The following is a 20625-nucleotide window of genomic DNA, read 5'->3' as shown; positions in this document are numbered from 1 at the left end:
GATCGATGTTCACCGCGGGAGAGGCGCCCACACCGCGCACCCTGGTGGACATCCTGCGCGCGAGTGCCGAGGAGCACCCGGACGCGCTGGCCGTCGACGACGGCACCACCGCGCTGAGTTACCGCGCACTGATCTCGGAAGTGCTCCAGCTCAAAGAAAAGCTGGCCGCCGAGGGGGTCGGGGCCGGCGACCGGGTCGGCATCCGCGTGCCGTCCGGCACCGCCGACCTCTACGTCTCGATCCTGGCGACCCTCGCGGCGGGCGCGGCCTACGTGCCCGTCGACTTCGAGGACCCGGACGAGCGCGCCGAGCTCGTCTTCGGCGAGGCCGGGGTGAGCGCCGTGCTCGGCGAGGGCCGATCCCTTGTGCCGCACGGCACCGCGCTCGGCGTGCCGGGCGAGCCGGGTCTCGACGACGACGCGTGGATCATCTTCACGTCCGGTTCCACCGGCAAGCCCAAGGGCGTCGCCGTGACGCACCGCAGCGCGGCCGCGTTCGTGGACGCCGAGGCGCGGCTGTTCCTGCGGGAGGAGCCGATCGGGCCCGAGGACCGGGTGCTGGCGGGTCTCTCCGTCGCGTTCGACGCCTCCTGCGAGGAGATGTGGCTCGCGTGGCGCCACGGCGCCTGCCTGGTGCCCGCGCCGCGCTCGCTGGTGCGCACCGGCATGGACCTGGGTCCGTGGCTGGTCGAGCAGGAGATCACCGTCGTGTCCACGGTGCCGACGCTGGCCGCGCTGTGGCCGGTCGAGGCGCTGGACGACGTGCGGCTGCTGATCTTCGGCGGCGAGGCCTGCCCGCCCGAACTGGCCGAACGCCTCGCCGTGCCCGGCCGCGAGGTCTGGAACACCTACGGGCCGACGGAGGCGACGGTCGTCGCCTGCGCCGCGCGGATGACCGGCCGGGGTCCCGTGCGCATCGGCCTGCCGCTGGACGGCTGGGAACTGGCCGTGGTCGACTCGCGGGGCGAGGTCGTGCCGATGGGTGAACCGGGCGAACTGGTCATCGGCGGCGTCGGCCTGGCGCGCTACCTCGACGCCGAGAAGGACGCCCAGAAGTACGCGCCGCTGCCCTCGACGGGCTGGGACCGCGCGTACCGCAGCGGTGACGTGGTCCGCGCCGAACCGGAGGGCCTCGTCTTCCTCGGCCGCGCGGACGAGCAGATCAAGCTCGGTGGCCGCCGCATCGAGCTGGGCGAGGTCGACGCGGCCCTGCTCGCGCTCGACGGCGTGGCCGGTGCCGCCGCCGCCGTGCGCACGACGCGGGGCGGCAACCAGATCCTCGTCGGCTACGTGGTGGCCGACGGCGAGTTCGACCAGGCCGCGGCCGTCGAGCAGCTGCGGGCCGAGCTGCCGGCCGCGCTCGTCCCGTTGATCGCCGTGGTCGAGACGCTGCCGACGCGCACGTCCGGCAAGGTCGACCGCGCCGCGCTGCCGTGGCCGCTCGAGTCGCTCGGCACCACCGGTGCGGTGTTCTCGGGCCTCGAAGGCTGGCTGGCCGAGCAGTGGACGGCCGTGCTGGGCTCCGGCCCGGCCTCCGAGGACGCGGACTTCTTCGCGTCCGGCGGCAGCTCGCTGGCCGCGGCGCAGCTCGTCTCGATGATCCGCACGCGCTACCCGAGCGCGTCGGTGTCGGACGTCTACCAGAACACGACGCTGCACGGGCTCGCGAAGCGCCTGGAGTCCTACGGCCAGGCGGCCGAGGTGCACGAGGTCGCGCCGACGCCGCGGTGGACCGGTGTCGTCCAGACGCTGCTGATGATCCCGCTGATGACCGTCGCCGGGGCGCGGTGGGCCGTGGCGCTGACGGCGTTGTCGAACGTGCTGGGCTGGACGTCGGTGTCGTGGTGGTGGATCGCCGCCGGGTTCGCGGTCTTCCTGAGCCCCGCCGGGCGTCTCGCGATCTCCGCCGGCGGCGCGCGGTTGCTGCTGCGCGGCGTGAAGCCCGGTGAGTACCCGCGCGGCGGGTCCGTCCACCTGCGGCTGTGGACCGCCGAGGTGCTGGCGCAGCTGTCGCGCGCCACCGACCTCTCCGGCTCCTGGGTCACGCACTACGCGCGGGCGCTGGGGGCCAAGATCGCTCCCGGCGTCGACCTGCACTCGCTGCCGCCGGTCACGGGCATGTTGAAGGTCGGCCGCGGTGCCGCCGTCGAACCCGAGGTCGACCTGTCCGGCTGGTGGCTCGACGGCGACCGGCTGCGCATCGGGCGCATCCGGATCGGCGCGGGCGCGACCGTGGGGGCGCGCAGCACGCTGTTCCCCGGCGCGAAGATCGGCAAGCGGGCCGAGGTGGCGCCCGGTTCGGGCGTCGTCGGCTCCGTGCCGACCGGGCAGCGCTGGGCGGGCGTCCCGGCGATCCGCGAGGGCAAGGCGGCGCGGTCGTTCCCGTCCCGCCGCCCGGAGCGGTCGCGCTGGTGGAGCTTCATGTACGGCGTCTCCTCCGGTCTGATGGCCGCACTGCCGCTGCTGGCGGCGGCTCCGGCCCTGCTGTACGTGCTGAGGCGGCCCGTGACGCTGACGTCGGCGCTGTGGGACGTCCCGGCCGCCGCGGCGATCTGGTTCGGCTCCTACGCGCTGCTGGTGCTCGTCGCGGTGCGGTTGCTCGGCATCGGCATGCGCGAGGGGCACTACCCCGTGCACAGCCGCGTCGCGTGGGCGGCGTGGACGACCGAGCGGTTGATGAACAACGCGCGCTCGGCCCTGTTCCCGCTGTACGCGTCGCTGTTCACGCCGGTGTGGCTGCGGCTGCTCGGCATGAAGGTCGGCCGGCACGTGGAGGCCTCGACCGTGGTCGCGCTGCCGAAGATGACCCGCGTGGGCGACGGGGCGTTCCTGGCCGACGACACGATGGTCGCGACGTACGAGCTCGGCGGTGGCTGGCTGCGCATCGCCACGGCGCGTGTGGGCAAGCGGGCGTTCCTGGGCAACTCGGGCATGACCGCGCCCGGCCGCAACGTCCCGAAGGGCGGGCTGGTCGGCGTGCTGTCGGCAGCTCCGAAGCGGGCCAAGGCCGGGTCGTCGTACCTGGGCATGCCGCCGATGAAACTGCCGCGCGCCGCCGAGGTGTCGGACCAGTCGCGCACGTTCGACCCGCCCAAGCACCTCATGTGGGCGCGGGCGCTGGTCGAGCTGTGCCGGTTCGTCCCGGTGGTGCTGAACGTCGCACTGGTCGTGCTCGTGCTGTTCGCGTTGAAGGAGTTCGGCATCTGGTGGTCCGGCGTCGTGCTGCTGGGCGCCGGCGTGGCCGCGTGCCTGGTGGCCGTGGTCGCCAAGTGGGTGCTCGTGGGCCGCTTCAAGACGCGCGAGTACCCGCTGTGGTCGGCGTTCGTGTGGCGCAACGAGCTGGCGGACACGTTCGTCGAGGTGCTCGCGGTGCCGTGGCTGATCGGGTTCTCCGGCGGCACGCCGGTCATGAACCTCTGGCTGCGCTCGCTGGGCGCGTCGGTGGGCCGCGGCGTGTGGTGCGAGTCGTACTGGCTGCCCGAGGCCGACCTGGTCAGGCTGGGCGAGGGTGCCACGGTGAACCGCGGCTGCGTCGTGCAGACGCACCTGTTCCACGACCGGATCCTGCGCATGGACCGCGTGGAGCTGGGCGCCGGGTCCACTTTGGGCCCGCACGGCATCGTGCTGCCCGGCGCGTCGGTCGGCGCGAACACCACGATCGGACCCGCCTCGCTCGTCATGCGCGGAGAAGATGTACCGTCGGGCACCCGTTGGCTGGGCAACCCGATCTCCGCGTGGACATGAGCTTCTCCGTACACCACTACGCACTCGAGCTGGACTACAAGCCGCACTCCGCACGCCTGTCCGGGCGTGCGGTGCTGCAGGCTTCCTGCACGTCGCTGAGCTCGTTCTCGCTGTCCTTCGGCTCGTTGCGGGTCTCGAAGGTGCTCGTGAACGGCAGGCCGGCGCGGTACGCCCACGCGGGCGGCGTGCTGAACGTCCGCGCGGCCGTGCGCGGGTCGTTCTCGGTCGAGGTCCGGTACTCGGGCACGCCGGTGCCGGTCTCGACGCCCGAGTGGGGCGACCTCGGCTGGGACCAGCTGACGGACGGCTCGATCGTGGCGTCGCAACCGATCGGGGCGCCGTCGTGGTTCCCGTGCCTGGACGAGCCCTCCTCGAAGGCCTCCTACCACCTGGAGGTCACCGCGCCCTCGCCGTACACGGTGGTGTGCAACGGGGTCCTGGTGGACGGCAAGGTCTCCGGCAGCACGACGCGGTGGACGTATTCGATGGCCTCGCCGATGGCGACGTACCTCGCGACCGTCCAGATAGGACAGTATGTCGAGGCGCTGCCCGGTGTCTGGGCGCCGTCGAGGCTGAAGCGGCTGGTGGCGCACGACTTCGGCCGGCAGGACCAGATGGTCGAGCTGTTCTCGTCGCTCTTCGGGCCGTACCCGTTCCCGCGGTACTCGGTCGTGGTGACGGACGACGCGCTGGACGTCCCCGTCGAGGCGCAGGGGCTGTCGACGTTCGGCGCGAACCACGTGGACGGCCGCCGCGGTTCGGAACGGCTGGTGGCGCACGAGCTGGCGCACCAGTGGTTCGGCAACTCGGTGGGCATCGCCGCGTGGGAGCACATCTGGCTCAACGAGGGCTTCGCCAGCTACTCGGAGTGGCTGTGGTCCGAGGCTTCGGGCGGCCGGTCCGCGGACGCGTGCGCGGCCGGAGCGCGGGACCTCCTGCGGCGGCTGCCCCAGGACGTCGTGATCGGACGGCCCGACCGGGCCGAGTGGTTCGACGACAGGGTCTACAAGCGCGGAGCGTTGACCTTGCACGCGTTGCGCCGCGAGATGGGCGACGACTCGTTCTTCGCGCTGCTGCGGGAGTGGTGCGCGCGCAACCGGCACGGCGTGGTGACGACCGAGGACTTCCTCGCCCTCGCCGGGCACCGGGACCTGCTGACCCGGTGGCTGTTCGAGACCGAGCTACCCCGCTAGGGCCTGTGTCGAAGTCCATGTTCGCGATAACCGGGCCTAGGCCGTCCACTTCCACACCAGCGGCGGACGGCCTCCCCTGGGCAGGGCCGCCGCGTGCTCGCTGGTGCGTTCGAGGCCCGGCACGCGGTCCATCGTGCGGCCCAGGTTGGCCGGGTACGGCCTGTCCCCGGTCAGCGACTCGGTCACGTCGAGCGCCTGCGCCGTCGTGAACTCCCGCCCGAGCAGACCCGCGGTGAACGGCACGTCGCGCCACAGCTTGTCCGCGAGCAACGGGCGGCAGTCGGCGACGATCCGGTCGTGGTCGAAGGCCAGCGGCGGCACCTCGCCCAGGCGGCTCCAGACGGCCACGTCCCCGCTCGGGCGGGTCACCGTGGCCCACAGCGCGATCGACAGCGTCGGGCCGCGCGGGTCGCGCGACGGCTCGTCGAACGTGGCCAGCTGACCGGTCGCCGTCACGGACTCCTCGGCGAGACCGAGCTTGCCGGTGACCGCCCTGGTGGTCGCGTCGCGCAGGCGCTCACCCCTGCCCAGCAGGACACCGGGGAGAGCCAGCTCGCCGGCGAACGGCTCCTGGGCGCGCGGTGCGACCCCCAGGAGCACCGCGCGCGACTCCGGGTCGAACCGGAGCACGATCACGTCCACCGACACCAAAGTCGACTCGATCATGTCGTGGATTCTCCCGCACCGCGTAGTCCTCCCTGGAGGGGCCCGCTCCGGTCACCAGCACCTCGACGCCGAGCAGTTCTCGCAGGTACGCCAGCGGATCCGGCATCTCCTCCAGCACCGGACCGGAGGCGACCTCCAGGCCGCGGGCGTCCAGGTGCGTCACGGCCAGGCCGTCGATGCCGCCGCAGCACCGCACCGAGTAGCGCAGCAGATCGGCGTCCAGGTGGCCCGCCCGCCACGCGCCCTGGAACTCCCCCGTGCCGTTGTGCGCCTCCGGGAACCGCTCGAGCACGGCGGGGTCCTCCGTCGGCAGCGGGCCCGCGCCGTGCCGCGTCTGGTAGGTCCTGGTCACGCCGATCACGCGGGCGGGACGGCCGTCGAGCAGCTCCCGCGCGTTGCGGGGCGTCACCGTGGACCACGTCGTGTGCGGGTGGAAGCCGTACGTCTCGTCGAGCAGGACGCCCTGGGCTCCCTCGAAGACGAGCCGTCCGCCCTCGGCGAGCCGCCCGGCCTCGTCCCCCGTCGTGATCCGGACGGCGTCCGCGAACGAGGTGTAGAGCTCGACCAGCTCGTCCACGCGGCCGACGTCGCCGGTGAGCGGCTCGTAGAACCGGGCGAGCAGGTCGAGCTTGCGCCGCAGCGCCCTCGGGTCCAGGCAGTCGCCGACCCTCGGTGCGGGGCCGGGGTCGCCGAGCACCCGCTGCTCCTCGACCACCTCGCCCCGCACCGCCCCCCGGTCGCCGAGGAGCCCGTACCAGACGGTCTCCCCGATCCCCTTGCCGCACGACCCGTGCCGGTCGGCGCCCCTGGCGATCTCCCGCGCCCTGTTCGCGGCCACGTGGAACGGGGTCGTGAGCAGGGCGCCGGCGTCGATCGACACCAGCGACAACGGGTCGGCGACGCCGATCGCCTCCAGCTCGCGCGACTCGGTCGCGAGGGCGATCGGCTCGACGAGCACGTGGCGCGAGAGCCAGGTCGGCACGCCCGCGAGCGTGCCGGACCCGAACTGGCTGAACGTGTGGTGCCGGCCGTCGGCCACCACGTTGTGCGCGGCCTGCGCTCCCCCGTTGAACCGCACCACCGCCGACACCGGACCGTTCGCGCACAGCGCGTCCACCACGGCTCCCTTGCCCTCGTCGCCGAACCCCAGTCCGACGACGATGACGTGCTCGTCGTGCCTCATGTCAGCTCAGCCTGACGTCGTCGGGGCCGTCGATGCCGAGCGGCGTGGCCGACGCGGTGAGCGAGCGCGCGCCGACCGTGGCCAGCGCCTTGCCGACGGCCTCGCTCTCGGCGGCCGACCCGATCTCGGCGAGGTCCACCAGTGCCTGGCCGAGGTCCACGACGCTCTCCTCGACACCGATCGTGGCGGCGATCAGCTCGCACACCGCGCCGGGGTCGTCGAGCTTGAGGAAGTTCTGCCCGAGGATCGACCGCCAGTGCTCGCCGATGCTGTCGTCGTGGAAGTACGACGACTGGTTGGGCAGGATGAAGTAGACGTGCCACCTGCGGGCGAGCTCGCGGTACACCGACACCGGGTCGATGTCCTGGCCGACCTCGTCGCCGATGACCCTGCGGATGTGCCTGGCCTCCAGCCGCGGCTTGTTCAGCTCGTCGCCGATGATGAACAGGTAGCCCTTGCGGCCGCGCTTCTGCCAGGCGTCGGTGACGACGTGCCGCGCGATGAAGTATGCGGCCAGCTCGTACGACTCGCTTTTCTGCCCGCCGCCGCCGCCCTCGAGGAAGATGTCCCGCAGCTGCTCGTCCATGCGGTTGTCCGACTCGAACTGCCCGACCTGCAGCGGCACGCGGTCGCTGTCGGCGTCACCGATGCCGCCGAACATCAGCTGCGGGTCGGCGAGGTAGCCCTTGCGCTGCAACAACCCGTGCAGCTTGCCGAGCTTGCCCTGCATGATCCGCGGCACCGCGCCCATCGACCCGGTCACGTCGAACAGCACCGCGATCGGTGTCGAGTCGGCGTGGTCGGGCGAGTCGCGGCACTCGCGGAAGCCGACGCCCAGCGGGTCGAGCGACGGCGCGGCCTTCCAGCTCGCGGCGGGCGTCGACCTCATCGAGGCCGTGTAGCCGAAGTCGGCGATTCCCTTGGCCGCGCGAAAGGTCTTCGCCGCGGCGTAGGCGTTGTCGTCCCACCTGCCGTGTCCCATGGTCATTCTCCTGTCCGGGGAAGGGCGAACGGGCGGAAGCGCCGTGCGCCGTAGAGGTCTTCGAGGAGGTCGTCGTACTCCTCGATCAGGTCGACGGCGTCGGGCCGCCGCTCCGGGCGTTCCTGCAGGCAGCCGCGAGCGAAGGCGCGCTGCCGGTGTTCGTCGTCCGCCAGCAGGTCGAGCATCAGCGTGTGTGCCATGTGGACGTCCGTCGCGGCCGTCACCGGTTGCTGTGCAACGACTTCCGGCGGGTAGGTGATGGTGCCGCTGGTCGCGAGGAGCCGTTGACCGTCCTCGACGGCGAACGACCAGCCGGCCAGCACGATCCCGTGCTGTTCCGGGTGCACCATGACGTTCTCGGTGGTGACGGCCCCGTGCACCAGACCGCTCTGGTGCGCGCCGGCCAGCGCCTTGAGCAGCCTGCGGTGCATCCACGCCCAGTCGCGGCCGTCGAGGCCGCACGGGTAGGCGCGCCGGACGTCCGCGAGCGTCACGAAGCCGTCCAGCAGCGGGTCGAGCACAGTGAAGGCGCGCGATCCCTTCGCGACGTCACCCGAGGTGTCGAGCAGCCGCGGGTAGAACGGGCGCAGCCACGGGTTGCGGTCCGTGAAGGACTCCAGCGTCCGCAGCGCGTGCCATTCCGCGTGCAGCAAGGGGTTGAGGGCCGGGTTGCGCACCACTTTGACCACGTGCGGACCGTCCGCCTCGTACAGGTTGGCGACGCTGCCGACCGCGAACGGCTCGCCGACGCGGTAGACGGCGGTCTTGGTCCGCAGCTCGACGACCGCGCCGTGCGACCACTCGTGGTGCAGGCGGGTCAGCTCGGCGGACGCCGCGTGCGCCCTCGTGTCGTGCGGCCCGACCACGTCGGGGTGCAGCACCGAGGCCAGCGCGTGGTACCGGCGCCGTGCCTGCTTGCGCAGGCCGGAATCGGTGGTGCGCGGCCCGAAGAGCGCTTCGGGTGACGTGGCGCGTTCCACCAGTTCCAGGGCCTCGGCTGTCGTGAACATGGTTTGAGTCTATGTAACTCAAACCCGGATGGCAACGGGGTTCCCCGTGACCCGGCTCATGGTGTCCCCGTCGCGAGACGCCGGGTACCCCGTCCCGATACCGGAAGGAGGAAACGTGCTGTTCGTCGTCATGGGCTGTTCCGTGGCCTTCGCACTGCTCGTGGTGGAGGTGGTCCACCGGCTGGTGCGCCGCTTCACCCACAGCGGGAAGATGTACCGGCCAGGCCAGTTGTTCGGAGCGCTGCTGGCCGCTCAGATAAGCCTGAGCGCCTACCCGGTCGACGTGCCGATCACCCTGCACGCCCTGGGCATCGCGCTGATCCTGGCCGGGGCTTGGCTGCTGGCGGCGCTGATCAGCACGCTCGTCGACATCTCGCTGTCCCGCGTCCGCACGGACGTCACGGACAACCGGCACGCCCGGCGCGTGCACACCCAGGTCATGCTGGTGCGGCGGCTGGTCCTCGTGGTCATCGGCGTGCTCGCCGTGGGCGCCATCCTGATGACGTTCCCCGGGGCGCGAGCGGTCGGGTCGACCGTGCTGGCGTCCGCGGCGGTCATCGGCGCGGTGGCGGCGTTCTCCGCGCAGTCGTTGCTGGGCAACCTGATCTCGGGCCTGCAGATCGCGTTCAGCGACGCGGTGCGGCTCGACGACGTCGTGGTGGTCGAGGGCGAGTGGGGCCGGGTCGAGGACATCACGCTGACGTACGTGGTGCTGCACCTCTGGGACGACCGCCGGCTGGTGCTGCCCACCTCGTACTTCCTCAAGACCCCGTTCGAGAACTGGACGCGCACGCAGTCGGCGCTGCTCGGCACCGTGGAGCTCGACCTGGACTGGGCCGTGCCGGTCGAGGCGATGCGGCAGGAGATGCGGTCCATGCTGGAGGGCAGCGACCTCTGGGACGGGCGGGTGTGCGTCCTGCAGGTCACGCAGGCCACCAACGGGTTCGTGCGGGTGCGTGCGCTCGTGAGCGCGTCCGACGCCGGAAAGCTGTGGGACCTGCGCTGCCTCACGAGGGAGCACCTCGTGGACTGGGTCCACCGCCGGCACAACGGCGCACTGCCGCAGGTCAGGACGCGGGCGGTCACCGGCGTCGGCAAGGCGCAACCCGCCTCTGACCAGCACACGGACGCGCGTGTGTTCGGCGAGAGCGCGGACGGCGCACTGCGGGAGCAAGCGTTTGCGGGTCCCCGGCAGTAGGACCGCTCGAAAATCGGGTGCAACCGCCCGCGGCGGGCGTTCCGTCCTCCGAGCATGAGAAGACCGCTCGCCGTCGCGTTTTGCGCGCTGGCTCTCGGCAGCTGTGGTACGAACGGGACCCTCGTGCCGACCTCGTCGTCCTCGGAGGTGCCTGTCGTGTCATCGGCCAAACCGGACAAGAACCGGATCGAGCAGGCGAAGCGCGACGGCCACCTCACAGTGCCGCTGATGATCTCCGTGCAGCCGGGACGCGACGAGGAGGTCGAGCAGGCACTGACGGAGCTGGGCGCGACCGTCGAGTCGCGCGATCCCAGGATCGGCTACCTGCGCGCCGAAATGCCCGTGGACAAGGTGGAAGACGCGTACCTGGTCGCCGGCGTGTCCAAGGTGGACGTGGACGAGCCGCTCGGGAACAGGCTGCCCGAACCGTAGAAAGCCCCAGGACCTCTTGGATCCTGGGGCTTTCCGCGCACTACCGGACTGCTAGCTGACTGCCTGGATGATCACGGCACCGCGACCGACGACGTTCTCGTCCGCCGTGCGCACCTCGAGCTCACCGCGCAGCACGCGGCCGGCACCGGGCTGACCCAGCGGCGTGATGACGCCCTTGGCGTTCCACGACGCACCGGCGGCGCGGTCGGCGTTGGTGTCGCTCACGGTCAGCGCGCCGAGAGCGGCCGAGGTGTAGATGTCGAAGTAGTCGTACGCCGTGGTGCCCGCGGGCACCGCGTAGCCGTCCACCTGGACGCGCCACAGACCCGCTGCCGGGTTGGTGACGGTCGCCGACTCCTCGGAGTCCGCGTCAGCCGACTGACCGGCGACGACGCACGTGCCGCTGGTGCAGTTCAGCAGGAACAGGTCGAGGTCGGCGGCCTGGTCGGCGGTGTTGCCGATCGTGGCGGTGAGGCTCGACGAGCCCGGCGCGACCTGGATGTCGTAGAACTTGGTCTCCAGGTTCGCGATGGTCGGGCGGTCCTGCTTCGCGCTGCCGACCGCACCCGCCGCGAGCCGGCCGGTGAAGACGGCCTGCGTGTTCGTGACGGTGTAGGTGCGCTCGACCGGGGTGCCGAGGGCCGCGGACGGGATGACGTCCGGGTTCGGGCTGACCGACGTGCCGAGCACGGACGCGGTCACCGTGTACGGCGCCACGTCGGCGTCGGAGGTGCGGCGCGCCTCGACCACGATCTCCCACACACCGGCCATCGGGTTGGCCACCGTGCGGCTGGTGGGGGTGCCACCGGCACAACCGGCGCCCGCGTCCGGGTTGTAGCAGTTGGTCGAGCTGGTCACGTCCAGCGGCACACCCTGCGGGGTGAAGCGCAGGAAGCGCACCTGGCCCTTGCCGGCCTCGGCGCCGCCGGCGGCCATGTCGACCTTCAGCGCGCTCGTGCCCGCGGGCACGTTCACGAAAAGGCTGGTCGACTGGTTGCGCGCGATCGTGCCCGTCTTGGTGACCGAGAACTTGTTGGCGGCGTTGAAGTTCTCCGCCGCGAAGACCGCGTTCAGCGTCTGCACGTCGACGCCGGGGGTCTCCGGGTTGTCGAGCTGCAGCACGGCGCTGTGCACGCCCGCCGTCTTGGCCTTGACCTTGACCGGGAACAGCACAGGCGTGTTCAGCGGCAGGCGGACCTTCTTCGCCGCCGTGAACGTGCCGTCGTTGCCCTTCCACGACACGTTGTACGTCTCGTCGTCGTGGCCCGTCGTGCGGGTCAGGGTGTAGGTGCGGGTGTACTCCTGGCCCGCAGTCACGCCCTCGCGGTCGTGGATGCCGACACCGACGCCCGGGGTGGCCAGCAGGCCGCTGAGGACGGTGTTGACCGGGACGGCCGTGGTGACCTTGTCCGGCGTGGAGTGCTTGTCCAGCAGCGACCACGCGGCGTTGGTGTTGAACAGACCGGCACCCTGCTCGTAGGCGCCGAGGGTGCTCACGAAGCTCGCGCTGCGCTGGATCGCGTAGCGCAGCTCGGCGCTGGTCGGGCGCTGGCCGTTGTGCGTGGCCTTGTAGGCGCTCACGAGGAGAGCCGCGGCACCGGTCGCCTGCGGGGCGGCCATCGAGGTGCCGTTGAACTGCGAGTAGCCGGCGGGGAGGGTGTAGGTGCCCGTCACGGGGCCACCCGGCTGCCAGCGCGGCGTGGTGGAGATCGCCGAGCCGGGCGCGACGATGTTCGGCTTGAAGCCGCCGTCCTCGGCCGGGCCGCGCGACGAGAAGCCGTGCAGGTTCTGCTTCTGCGCGGTCTTCGAGCCGTAGTTGGAGAGCCAGGTCTCCTTGGTGATGTACGAGCCGACGCTCACTGCGTTCGTGGCGACCGACGGGTCACCGACGGTGTTGGCGCCCGCACCCGAGTTGCCCGCCGAGATGAACAGCTGGACGTTGTACTCGTCGATGGTGCGGTTGTAGAGCTCGGCGCGCGCGTTGTTGCCGTCGTTGAGCGCCGGGAGGCCACCGATGGAGATGTTCACGACGTCGGCGCCGTTGCGCGCGGCGTAGAGGACACCGTCGATGAGGCCGGAGCTGGTGCAGGACGGCGTGGAGAGGCAGGCCTTGATGGCGATCAGCTTCGCGCCGGGCGCGGCACCGGCCATCTTGCCGTCGAACATCTTGTGCGCGGCGGTGATGCCGGCGACGTGGGTGCCGTGCGCGGCGCCCGAGATGCCCAGGTTGACGTACGGGGTGCCCGCGTTGTCGTAGACCGAGCGGTCGGTCTGCACGACGAACGCGACGCGGTCGACGACGGGGGTCGCGGGGTTGTCGGTGCCGAAGAAGCCGACGTCCTGCTTGACCTTGTAGTCGATCATGCGCTTGTTGTTGGTGAAGTTGCCGTCGCCGTCGGTGTCGACGAAGACTTCCTTCGTCGTGATGTCCTGGATGACACCGAAGGAGTCGACGCGGTCACCGTCGCGGTTGATGTCGCCGCCGGTCTCGCTGTTCGAGAGGTTCAGGTCGCCCGCGGTCTCGCGGAAGAGGCCGAACGAGTACGGGCCGCCGGTGGCCGGCGCGGTCCACTCGCGGCCGCCGTTGGTGAACTTGCCGGTGACGCCGGTCTTGGTCATCGAGACCCAGGTGCCGTCGCCGGAGTTCGTGGCGTTCGCGTTGTACCAGTCGATGATCTTGCGCTCACCGGTGCTGGTGGTCTGCAGGGCCGGGGTGTCGAGGTCGATGCCGGAGTCGATCACGGCGATCGTGGTGCCGCGGCCGTCCCACTTCGGGTGCGCGGTGGCGAACTGCGCCGCCTGCGTGTCCTGCGTCGGCATGTACGGGTTCGTGCGCGGGGTCTTCGCGTCCGGCGCCTTCTGCGGGGCCGGCTGCTCCATGCCCTGCGGACGCGGGTCGTCGAGCGCGATCAGCCCGTCGACGTCCACGGTGCTGACCGAGGCCAGCTTGGCGGCCTTCTCCGCGTTGTCGCGCGGAATGGTCACCTTGACGTAGTCGACGTCCTTCTCGGTCTTCTGGACCGTGGCGCCGAGCGCCTTGAGCTCCGCGACGGCGGCGTCGGTCTTGCCGTCTTCGGCGGCGACCAGCAGGTCGACGGTCGGCTTGCCCTCGCGGGCGGCCTGGTCGACGAGCTCGCGGTCCTTCTTGTCCAGCTGCTTGTCAGCGGCCGGCTGCTCCTGAGGAGCGTTCTGCGCGATGGCAGGGGTGGCGGCGAAGCCGATCCCGGTAGTGCCCAACACCGCGGTCAGCAAGACCGTTCCGGTGCGGCGTCTCCAGTTCTTCACGGCGCATGTGCCCTTCGTGGGGTAAAGAGTGCTCCGAAGCACATCTCTTCACCTGACGAGGGGCAATCGTCTGCCCGGAGCATTCTTCATATCCACATTGGACTGTTCAGCGGCTTGTCCGAGCAGGGTTTTGGTGCTGCGCGTTTCTTTTACGCCGTGGAACGAGCAGATGCCCTCCAGTCAAGGGCTGATGGAGGGGAATGTCAAGCCTCTGTCAACGGTGAACGGTGTTGCCGTGTAACAGGATCCCGTCACCGGACGATGCTCCGACCACCATTTCCGCGCAATAGCGAACGCAATCGTGAACGCACCCTCGCACCGAGGCCGAGGCCCGCCGCGACCGCTTTCGGCGTCGCCCCGCACCTCGGGCAGCCGGCGCGATGTGCTTTCAGGGCCTGCTGGAGTTCCGTCACGTGCCGCCGCGTGCGTTCGGGCACCACGTCCTTTTTGACCGACAACAGGCTCAGCTCGGTGAGCACCTCTGCGCCGCGGTCGTGCCGGACGACCGGGGCGGCGGTGTGGAAGAAGACCAGGTTCCGGCGCCGGGCCGGCTCCACGGCCCGCACGTCGCACCACTCGACCGTCGTCTGCCGGTCCAGGCTGTTCGACGTGATGCCCCGCGGCGTGAGCTTCGTGCCCATGCCGAAGCTGCGCCACGCCACCGTGCCGCCCATCAGGCACCACAGGCCGCCGAAGACGTAGCCGTACCACGGACCGCCCGCCATCGCGATCGGTCCGCTCGCGGCCACGGCGGCGCCGAGACCGAACAGAACCCATCTCCACCTGGTGTGCATCTCCCCGTCCTGTTCACCCGGTTCCGGGCGTCACGTTCCTCCAACGCACGTGACGTCCCGCCCGTTGAGCGTTCCGCGGGACTGGAAGCTGATCAGGCGCTACCTTGCGCCCATGGACCTGAAGCCGGTCGCCGACGAGCTCTACGGACTGCCCCCGAAGGAGTTCACCGCGGCCCGCAACGCCGCGGCCAAGCAGACCGACGACAAGGACCTCGCGAAGGCCATCGCCGACCTGCGCAAGCCGACCGTGAGCGCCTGGGCGGTCAACCGGCTGGTGCGCGACGCCCCCGAGGGGCTGGAGGAGGCACTGGGGCTCTCCACGGCGCAGCTGACCATGCGGGAGCTGGGTCGCAAGCGCAAGGAGCTCGTGGAGGCCCTGGTCTACCGCACCCTGGAGCTCACCGGCCCGCTCGCGGACGACGCCGTCACGCAGGTGCGCAACACGCTGACGGCCGCGATGGCCGACCCGGAGTCCGCCGCGCAGGTGCGGGCGGGGCACCTCACCAAGCCGCTGGAGTACTCCGGGTTCGGGTTCGCCCTCCCCGTCCCCGAACCGCCGTCGGACGACGGCGAGGACGCCCTGGCGCGCAAGCGGCGCGAGCGGCAGGAGAAGAAGCGGGCCGAGGCGCAGCAGGCGCTGGACGAGGCCGAGCAGGCCCTCGGGGAGGCCCAGGCCGACCAGCTGGCGGCACAGCGGGCGTTCGACCGGGCAGCGGAACGGCTGGAGGACGCCAAGCGGATCACCGCGGCCGCCGAGAAGACCCGCAAGGCCGCGGAGCGCAAGCTCAGCGACCTGAGCTAGAGCGGTCGAGCGACCCCCACTCCTCGGAGTGCTGCGCGTTGACCAGTTCCTCGCACTCGAGCAGCGCCTCGTCGGCCACCCACGCCAGGGGTTCGAGGCAGCGGACCAGCGGCTCGTTGTCCGGTCCCCTGCCCACCTCGTCGCCCCGGAGCACCCAGGCGCGCACGTCGGACCCGCGCAGGTCGCGCAGGTGCCGGTAGTCGAACAGGCGGCGCGCCACCCACAGCTCGTGGGAGCGGTCGGCCCACCACGGTTCGATCCGCAGCGGGCTCGCCGAGAGGCCGGGCAGTTCCACGCCGGTCAGCGAGTCGCGCGACGTCGAGGCGGCGTCCACGCCCGGGCCTTTCGACCACCGCACGTAGACGTCGTCTCCCACGTAGCCGACCAGCTCGGCGATGCTCGTGATCGTGGGGAGTTCATCTGTCACGCCTGGTGACCTACCCGGCCGAACCTGAAGGAAACCTGAAGGAATTGAGCCTGGTCACAGTGAAAGCCGACCGGAACACAGCAGACCGGTTGTACGTTCAACAAGTGGTTGGCCGCCGGCGCTCGAGCTGCGCGCCGGGGCGATCCGACACCCCCAGGTCGGAAATGCCCTTCCGCAGGCGCGCGTGCTCGCGCGGCGGCCAACCCGCCGTCGACCGGCACTCCGGAAACCCCCCTCACCGGTAGTGGCGGTCGGCGGCACCCCTCAAGGCCGCGCACCGGTGTCCACGCCGGTCGGGCGGGTCGAACGACGTCGGGCGCTCCCCAGAAAGTGAAATTGACTCAGGTCTCGTGCGTGACCAGCGGTCGATCTAGACTCGCCCGATGGCACATGACGCGGATGTCATCGTCGTCGGCGCGGGCCTCGCAGGTCTCGTCGCGACCGCAGAGCTCGCGGACGCGGGCCGCAAGGTCATCCTCCTCGACCAGGAGCCGGAGGCGTCGCTCGGCGGCCAGGCGTGGTGGTCGTTCGGCGGGTTGTTCATGGTGGACACCCCCGAGCAGCGCAGGCTGCGGGTCAAGGACTCGCACGACCTGGCCTTGCAGGACTGGATGGGCTCGGCGGCGTTCGACCGGGACGAGGACCACTGGCCACGGCTGTGGGCACAGGCCTATGTGGACTTCGCCGCCGGCGAGAAGCGCTCCTGGCTGCACAACATGGGGGTCCGCTGGTTCCCGTTCGTGCAGTGGGCCGAGCGCGGCGGCTACCTGGCCGACGGGCACGGCAACTCGGTGCCGCGCTTCCACGTCACGTGGGGCACCGGGCCCGGCATCGTCGAGCCGTTCGAGCGGCGGGTGCGGGAAGGCGTCGCCAAGGGGCTCGTCACGCTCAAGTTCCGCCACAAGGTCACGAGCCTCAACGTCACCGACGGCGTGTGCGACGGCGTGTCCGGTGACGTGCTGGAGCCGTCGTCGAACGGCAGGGCCGAACCGAGCTCGCGCACGGTCGCCGGTGAGTTCTCGCTCAGCGCGCAGGCCGTGGTCGTCACGTCCGGCGGCATCGGCGGCAACCACGACCTGGTGCGCAGGAACTGGCCCGAGCGGATGGGCACGCCGCCGAAGTTCATGCTCGCGGGCGTGCCCGACTTCGTCGACGGCTCGATGATGGAGATCACCCAGAAGGCCGGCGGCGCGATCATCAACGCCGACCGCATGTGGCACTACCCCGAGGGCATCGCGAACTACGCGCCGGTCTGGTCGCGGCACGGCATCCGCATCCTGCCCGGCCCGTCGCCGCTGTGGCTCGACGCCGACGGCAGGCGCCTGCCGATCCCGCTGTTCCCCGGCTTCGACGCGCTGGGCGCGTTGCAGCACATCACCACCCACGGCCACGAGCACTCGTGGTTCGTGCTGAACAAGAAGATCATCGGCAAGGAGTTCGCGCTGTCGGGCTCCGAGCAGAACCCGGACCTGACGGGCAAGGACACGAGGGCGGTCCTCAAGCGCGCGCTGCCGGGCGCGGTCGCGCCGGTCGAGGCGTTCGCGCGGAGGTCCGAGGAGTTCATCCAGGCACGCACGGTCGCGGACCTCGCCCGCGGCATGAACGCCCTCACCGGCGACGGCAGGATCGACGCCGCCGAGCTCGAGAGGACGATCGTCGAGCGCGACCGCCAGGTCACCGCGGGGCTGAGCAAGGACATGCAGGTCAACGCGATCCGCTCGGCGCGGCAGTTCCTCACCGACAAGCTCATCCGGGTCGTCGAGCCGCACCGGCTGCTCGACCCGAAGGCCGGTCCGCTGATCGCCGTGCGGCTCTCGGTGATCACCCGCAAGACGCTGGGCGGCCTGCACACCGACCTGTCGTCGCGGGTGCTCGACACCTCCGGCCAGGTGCTGCCGGGGCTCTACGCCGCCGGGGAGGCCGCGGGGTTCGGCGGCGGTGGCGTGCACGGCTACCGGGCGCTGGAGGGCACGTTCCTCGGCGGCTGCCTGTTCTCCGGGCGCGTCGCGGGCCGCTCGGCGGCAGAGGCCGTCAAGTAGTTCTCGCGTGGTGGACGCGGGTTGACGGTCCCCTGCGCTGCGGCTGTGCTGGGAGCATGACGCAGATCGGTGTTCTGGTCGGCAACCCGCGGCCCGCCTCGCGCACGCTGCAGGCGGCCCTGGCCCTGCGCGAGGCGCTCGCCGCGACGCTGGGCGTGCCCGTCGAAGGGCCCGTCGTCGAGGCGGCGGAACTGGCTCCCGCCGTGTTCACCGAACCGGACACGATCAAGGCCGCGCTGCAGGCGCTCGGGCAGGCCGACGCCCTCGTGGTCGCCACGCCCACGTACAAGGCCGCGTACACCGGCCTGCTGAAGGCCGTGCTGGACCAGGCGCCACCGGGCTGGCTGAAGGGCAAGCTCGTCGTCCCGCTCCAGATCGCCGCGGCCGACAGGCACGCGCTGGCCGTCGAGGTCCACCTGCGACCCGTGCTCGCCGAGCTGGGTGCCGTCGTGCCGCAGGCGTTGTTCCTCACCGAGGCCGCGCTTCCCGCCGCCCCCGCCGACTTCGACCTCGACGCGCTGAAGGTGCTGCGGTGAAGGAGCAGCTGCGCAACGCCCTGAAGCACCACGCCCAGGCCGTCACGATCGTCACGGCCAGCGGCCCGGAGGGTCCGGTCGGCACCACGGTGTCCTCGTTCACCTCGGTCTCGTTCGAACCGCCGCTGGTCGTCGTGTGGATCGGCGAGGGCGCGTCGGTGTGGCCGGTGCTGCGGACCGCGCCGCTGTTCGCCGTGCACCTGCTGGACGTCACGCAGACCGCGCTCGCGGACCTGTTCGCCACCAAGGGCGTCGACCGGTTCGGCCCCGGCACGCGGTGGCGGGCGGACGAGGACGGCGTGCCGTCGCTGCTGGACGCGCCGGTCCGCCTGCGGTGCAGGACCTCGCGGCGGATCGCGGTCGGCGACCACGTGGCGCTGGTCGGCGAACCGCTGGACATCACGCACTCCGAGATCGCGACGCCCCTGGTGCGGCACCAGGGGCGCTACACCTCAGTCGCCTAGCGTCCGCAGGACCTCGCGCGCCAGCACGTCGTTCTGCCGGAACGCCGGGGCGTTCGTGCCGGGCCGTGCGAACGCCGCGAACGCCTTCCCGGTCGTGTAGGGCCCCACGGCGAACCGGACGGGGTCCTCCTCGCCCCGCTCGTCGACCAGACGTCCCACCGGCGACACCCGCACGAGCCCGGCGGCGTCCTCGGAGACGTCACCGACCGCGCGCAACGACCGCAGCACCGGATCCGCCGTGCGGGACAACGAGTGCGTGGGCAGGCGTGCCTCGATCAACCCGTTGGCGCGCACCACGTCCGGTGTCGTCGCGCTGCCCGCCGCGAAGGCTCCTTCCACCGCCTCGACCCACATGTCGGCGCCGAGGAACCGCACGATCCCCGCGCGCGACAACGCCAGCAGTTCCTCCAGCCGGTCCGGCGGCGGACCGGAGGCGAGGTAGCTGAAGTAGCCGTGCCACCACCCGTCGAACGGCATGAGCCCCGCCAGCTGGCCGTAGACCGACAGCAGCGCCAGGAACGCCCCGAGATCGGCGCTGTAGCGGGGATCCGACCGCCGTGCCACGTCCGCCTCGACGTACGAGCGCAGGTGCTCCTGGAACTCCTCCGCCGTCGCGAACGTCACGCCGGCGAGCGGCCGGTCGAGCTGTTCGAAGTCGATGCGGTCGGCGGGATCGGGCACGGCGAGCGCCTCGAGTTCGCGCATCTCCTCGCTGTACCAGGGCAGAGCGCTGAACGAGGTGGCGAACTCGACGAACGGCATGCCCACCAGGCCGGGGTGGCCGGTGAACAGCTCGTGGTAGTGACCCCAGGCGATCTCCTTGGCCATCAACGGCCACACGTCGTCCCGGAAGTCCAGATCGCGGCCCCTCAAGGCGTCCGCGACGAAGAAGTGCGGCAGCGGCGGACGTGGCCCCTGCAACCGGTAGCCGGTCTTCGAGTGGTACGGCACACCCCGCCGCGACCCCACGTACAGCGTCGGTTCCGCGCCTGAAGGCACGTAGGCGAGCCGGCCTCCCGACCGCACGTACCGGCCGCCGCGCCCCTCGGTCAGCAGCACCATGAGGTCGATGAACGCGAGCCCGAACCCGCGCAGCACGACGTGACCGGTGACGGCCGAGAGGTCCGCGTCGGCGGAGTACAGCGGGGGCACGTAGACCAGGCCGTGCTCCGCGGCGTGCTCGGCGAGCTTGCGGTGCTCCGGCTCGGGTTCGGCGTCGAGGTGGCCGAGGGCGAGCACGAGGACGTCGGCGTCCAGGGACGACCCGTCGTCGAGCCACACCCTCGTGCCGACGACCTTCGAAGCCGTCGCCCGATGCACGGTCACCGAGATGTTCGGAGGCAGAGATTCCCTTACGTGCTCGAAGAACCACGAGAGATAGCCGCTCTGCACCTGCCGTGACGGGAACGAGGTCGGGTCGATGTCGATCCACTCCGCGAGCGACGGTCCCGGACGGACCGGGCCCTCGCCGTCGAAGGAGTCGTCGGTGAAGACCGTGACGTCCTCGGCCATGGAGTTCATGCGCAGCAACGGGGACTGGGCGTGCCGCCAGACCCGGCCCGCTCCGGGCGGGTGCGGGTCGACGACGTGCACCGCGAGCTCGAGGGAGGGCGACTGGGCGGCGATCCGTTCCAGCAGGCCGGCGGCGCGTGGGCCGCCGCCGATGACGACGAGTGAGCGCATGCGCGTCTTTCCGTTGGAGGACAACGAGAAACGAGCCGCGCCCCTCAACGCGAACACCACCACGGTACCCCGCGTGTGCAAGCAAATCCCGCTCTGTGGACGTCGTTGCGGCGAGCGGGGCCGAGGTGTGCACTCGAAGGGCGTCTCCCTCAACGCACCCCAATCCCACTACAGCTCTGGGGAATCGG

16 protein-coding genes are annotated in these 20625 nt (G+C 71.3%); 8 read left to right on the top strand and 8 right to left on the bottom strand.

Translation table 11 applies throughout. The features are described 5' to 3' along the window. The first annotated feature begins 5 nt into the window (after positions 1-5). Positions 6-3743 carry a Pls/PosA family non-ribosomal peptide synthetase gene (locus BLQ91_RS03450; RefSeq protein WP_090095062.1) on the top strand — a complete coding sequence of 1246 codons (3738 nt, stop codon included), beginning with the start codon at positions 6-8 and terminating at the stop codon, positions 3741-3743. Continuing rightward, the gene (locus tag BLQ91_RS03445; RefSeq protein WP_090095957.1) at positions 3740-4936 is read left to right on the top strand and encodes a M1 family metallopeptidase; all 1197 of its coding nucleotides are present in this window, start codon (positions 3740-3742) and stop codon (positions 4934-4936) included. The genes BLQ91_RS03450 and BLQ91_RS03445 overlap by 4 nt, the downstream gene beginning before the upstream one ends. A 36-nt stretch (positions 4937-4972) precedes the next feature. Here the strand turns inward: BLQ91_RS03445 and BLQ91_RS03440 are convergent, their stop codons facing one another. From BLQ91_RS03440 to BLQ91_RS03425, 4 genes are read right to left on the bottom strand one after another with little or no spacing between them, the layout of a single operon-like run. Next, entirely contained in the window at positions 4973-5536 is a 564-nt protein-coding gene (locus BLQ91_RS03440) for an NUDIX hydrolase (protein WP_245733053.1), read from the bottom strand. Beyond that, positions 5454-6785 (bottom strand): adenylosuccinate synthetase, encoded by a 1332-nt coding sequence (locus BLQ91_RS03435; RefSeq protein WP_245733051.1) that lies wholly within the window; start codon positions 6783-6785, stop codon positions 5454-5456. Before BLQ91_RS03435 ends, BLQ91_RS03440 begins: the two co-directional genes overlap by 83 nt. Before the next feature lies 1 nt (position 6786). Beyond that, positions 6787-7767 (bottom strand): hypothetical protein, encoded by a 981-nt coding sequence (locus BLQ91_RS03430; protein ID WP_090095060.1) that lies wholly within the window; start codon positions 7765-7767, stop codon positions 6787-6789. A 2-nt stretch (positions 7768-7769) separates the two neighbouring features. Continuing rightward, positions 7770-8777 (bottom strand): protein kinase family protein, encoded by a 1008-nt coding sequence (locus tag BLQ91_RS03425; protein WP_090095059.1) that lies wholly within the window; start codon positions 8775-8777, stop codon positions 7770-7772. A 115-nt stretch (positions 8778-8892) separates the two neighbouring features. On the opposite strand from BLQ91_RS03425, the gene BLQ91_RS03420 reads away from it, so the two are divergent. Next, positions 8893-9975 (top strand): mechanosensitive ion channel family protein, encoded by a 1083-nt coding sequence (locus BLQ91_RS03420; protein ID WP_245733049.1) that lies wholly within the window; start codon positions 8893-8895, stop codon positions 9973-9975. A 156-nt stretch (positions 9976-10131) separates the two neighbouring features. Next, positions 10132-10407 (top strand): hypothetical protein, encoded by a 276-nt coding sequence (locus BLQ91_RS03415; protein WP_143022508.1) that lies wholly within the window; start codon positions 10132-10134, stop codon positions 10405-10407. 51 nt (positions 10408-10458) lie between these two features. On the opposite strand, the gene BLQ91_RS03410 is transcribed toward BLQ91_RS03415, so the two are convergent. Both BLQ91_RS03410 and BLQ91_RS03405 read right to left on the bottom strand, forming a co-directional pair. Beyond that, entirely contained in the window at positions 10459-13692 is a 3234-nt protein-coding gene (locus BLQ91_RS03410; protein WP_090095057.1) for a S8 family serine peptidase, read from the bottom strand. A gap of 251 nt (positions 13693-13943) precedes the next feature. Beyond that, a complete protein-coding gene (locus tag BLQ91_RS03405) occupies positions 13944-14486 on the bottom strand; it encodes a hypothetical protein (protein WP_090095056.1) in 543 nt (180 codons plus the stop codon). 112 nt (positions 14487-14598) lie between these two features. Here BLQ91_RS03405 and BLQ91_RS03400 point away from each other — a divergent pair, with 112 nt between their 5' ends. After that, the gene (locus tag BLQ91_RS03400; RefSeq protein ID WP_090095055.1) at positions 14599-15288 is read left to right on the top strand and encodes a hypothetical protein; all 690 of its coding nucleotides are present in this window, start codon (positions 14599-14601) and stop codon (positions 15286-15288) included. On the opposite strand, the gene BLQ91_RS03395 is transcribed toward BLQ91_RS03400, so the two are convergent. After that, positions 15272-15715 carry a DUF6098 family protein gene (locus BLQ91_RS03395; protein ID WP_090095054.1) on the bottom strand — a complete coding sequence of 148 codons (444 nt, stop codon included), beginning with the start codon at positions 15713-15715 and terminating at the stop codon, positions 15272-15274. The genes BLQ91_RS03400 and BLQ91_RS03395 overlap by 17 nt on opposite strands. A gap of 383 nt (positions 15716-16098) precedes the next feature. Here BLQ91_RS03395 and BLQ91_RS03390 point away from each other — a divergent pair, with 383 nt between their 5' ends. From BLQ91_RS03390 to BLQ91_RS03380, 3 genes are read left to right on the top strand one after another with little or no spacing between them, the layout of a single operon-like run. After that, positions 16099-17754 carry an FAD-binding dehydrogenase gene (locus BLQ91_RS03390; RefSeq protein ID WP_090095053.1) on the top strand — a complete coding sequence of 552 codons (1656 nt, stop codon included), beginning with the start codon at positions 16099-16101 and terminating at the stop codon, positions 17752-17754. 56 nt (positions 17755-17810) lie between these two features. Further along, positions 17811-18290, top strand: coding sequence for an NADPH-dependent FMN reductase (locus tag BLQ91_RS03385; protein ID WP_090095052.1), 480 nt, complete (start codon positions 17811-17813; stop codon positions 18288-18290). Next, positions 18287-18754 (top strand): flavin reductase family protein, encoded by a 468-nt coding sequence (locus BLQ91_RS03380; RefSeq protein ID WP_090095051.1) that lies wholly within the window; start codon positions 18287-18289, stop codon positions 18752-18754. Before BLQ91_RS03385 ends, BLQ91_RS03380 begins: the two co-directional genes overlap by 4 nt. Here the strand turns inward: BLQ91_RS03380 and BLQ91_RS03375 are convergent. Continuing rightward, on the bottom strand, positions 18743-20437 hold the full coding sequence (locus tag BLQ91_RS03375; protein ID WP_090095955.1) for an FAD/NAD(P)-binding protein: 1695 nt from the start codon (positions 20435-20437) through the stop codon (positions 18743-18745). The two genes, BLQ91_RS03380 and BLQ91_RS03375, sit on opposite strands and share 12 nt — an antisense overlap. Positions 20438-20625 lie beyond the last annotated feature (188 nt).

It is taken from the genome of Lentzea jiangxiensis, from assembly GCF_900104175.1.
Taxonomy (GTDB): Bacteria; Actinomycetota; Actinomycetes; order Mycobacteriales; family Pseudonocardiaceae; genus Lentzea; species Lentzea jiangxiensis.
The sequence above is the reverse complement of the archived record's forward strand: the minus strand, read 5'-3'. Positions and strand labels throughout refer to the sequence as shown.

Excerpts from the sequence above, each read along its gene's own strand:
- BLQ91_RS03400 (WP_090095055.1), top strand. The coding sequence starts at position 14,599 with ATGGACCTGAAGCCGGTCGCCGACGAGCTCTACGGACTGCCCCCGAAG.
- BLQ91_RS03405 (WP_090095056.1), bottom strand. The coding sequence starts at position 14,486 with ATGCACACCAGGTGGAGATGGGTTCTGTTCGGTCTCGGCGCCGCCGTG.
- BLQ91_RS03450 (WP_090095062.1), top strand. The coding sequence starts at position 6 with ATGTTCACCGCGGGAGAGGCGCCCACACCGCGCACCCTGGTGGACATC.
- BLQ91_RS03385 (WP_090095052.1), top strand. The coding sequence starts at position 17,811 with ATGACGCAGATCGGTGTTCTGGTCGGCAACCCGCGGCCCGCCTCGCGC.
- BLQ91_RS03430 (WP_090095060.1), bottom strand. The coding sequence starts at position 7,767 with ATGGGACACGGCAGGTGGGACGACAACGCCTACGCCGCGGCGAAGACC.
- BLQ91_RS03375 (WP_090095955.1), bottom strand. The coding sequence starts at position 20,437 with ATGCGCTCACTCGTCGTCATCGGCGGCGGCCCACGCGCCGCCGGCCTG.
- BLQ91_RS03435 (WP_245733051.1), bottom strand. The coding sequence starts at position 6,785 with ATGAGGCACGACGAGCACGTCATCGTCGTCGGACTGGGGTTCGGCGAC.
- BLQ91_RS03390 (WP_090095053.1), top strand. The coding sequence starts at position 16,099 with ATGGCACATGACGCGGATGTCATCGTCGTCGGCGCGGGCCTCGCAGGT.
- BLQ91_RS03445 (WP_090095957.1), top strand. The coding sequence starts at position 3,740 with ATGAGCTTCTCCGTACACCACTACGCACTCGAGCTGGACTACAAGCCG.
- BLQ91_RS03425 (WP_090095059.1), bottom strand. The coding sequence starts at position 8,777 with ATGTTCACGACAGCCGAGGCCCTGGAACTGGTGGAACGCGCCACGTCA.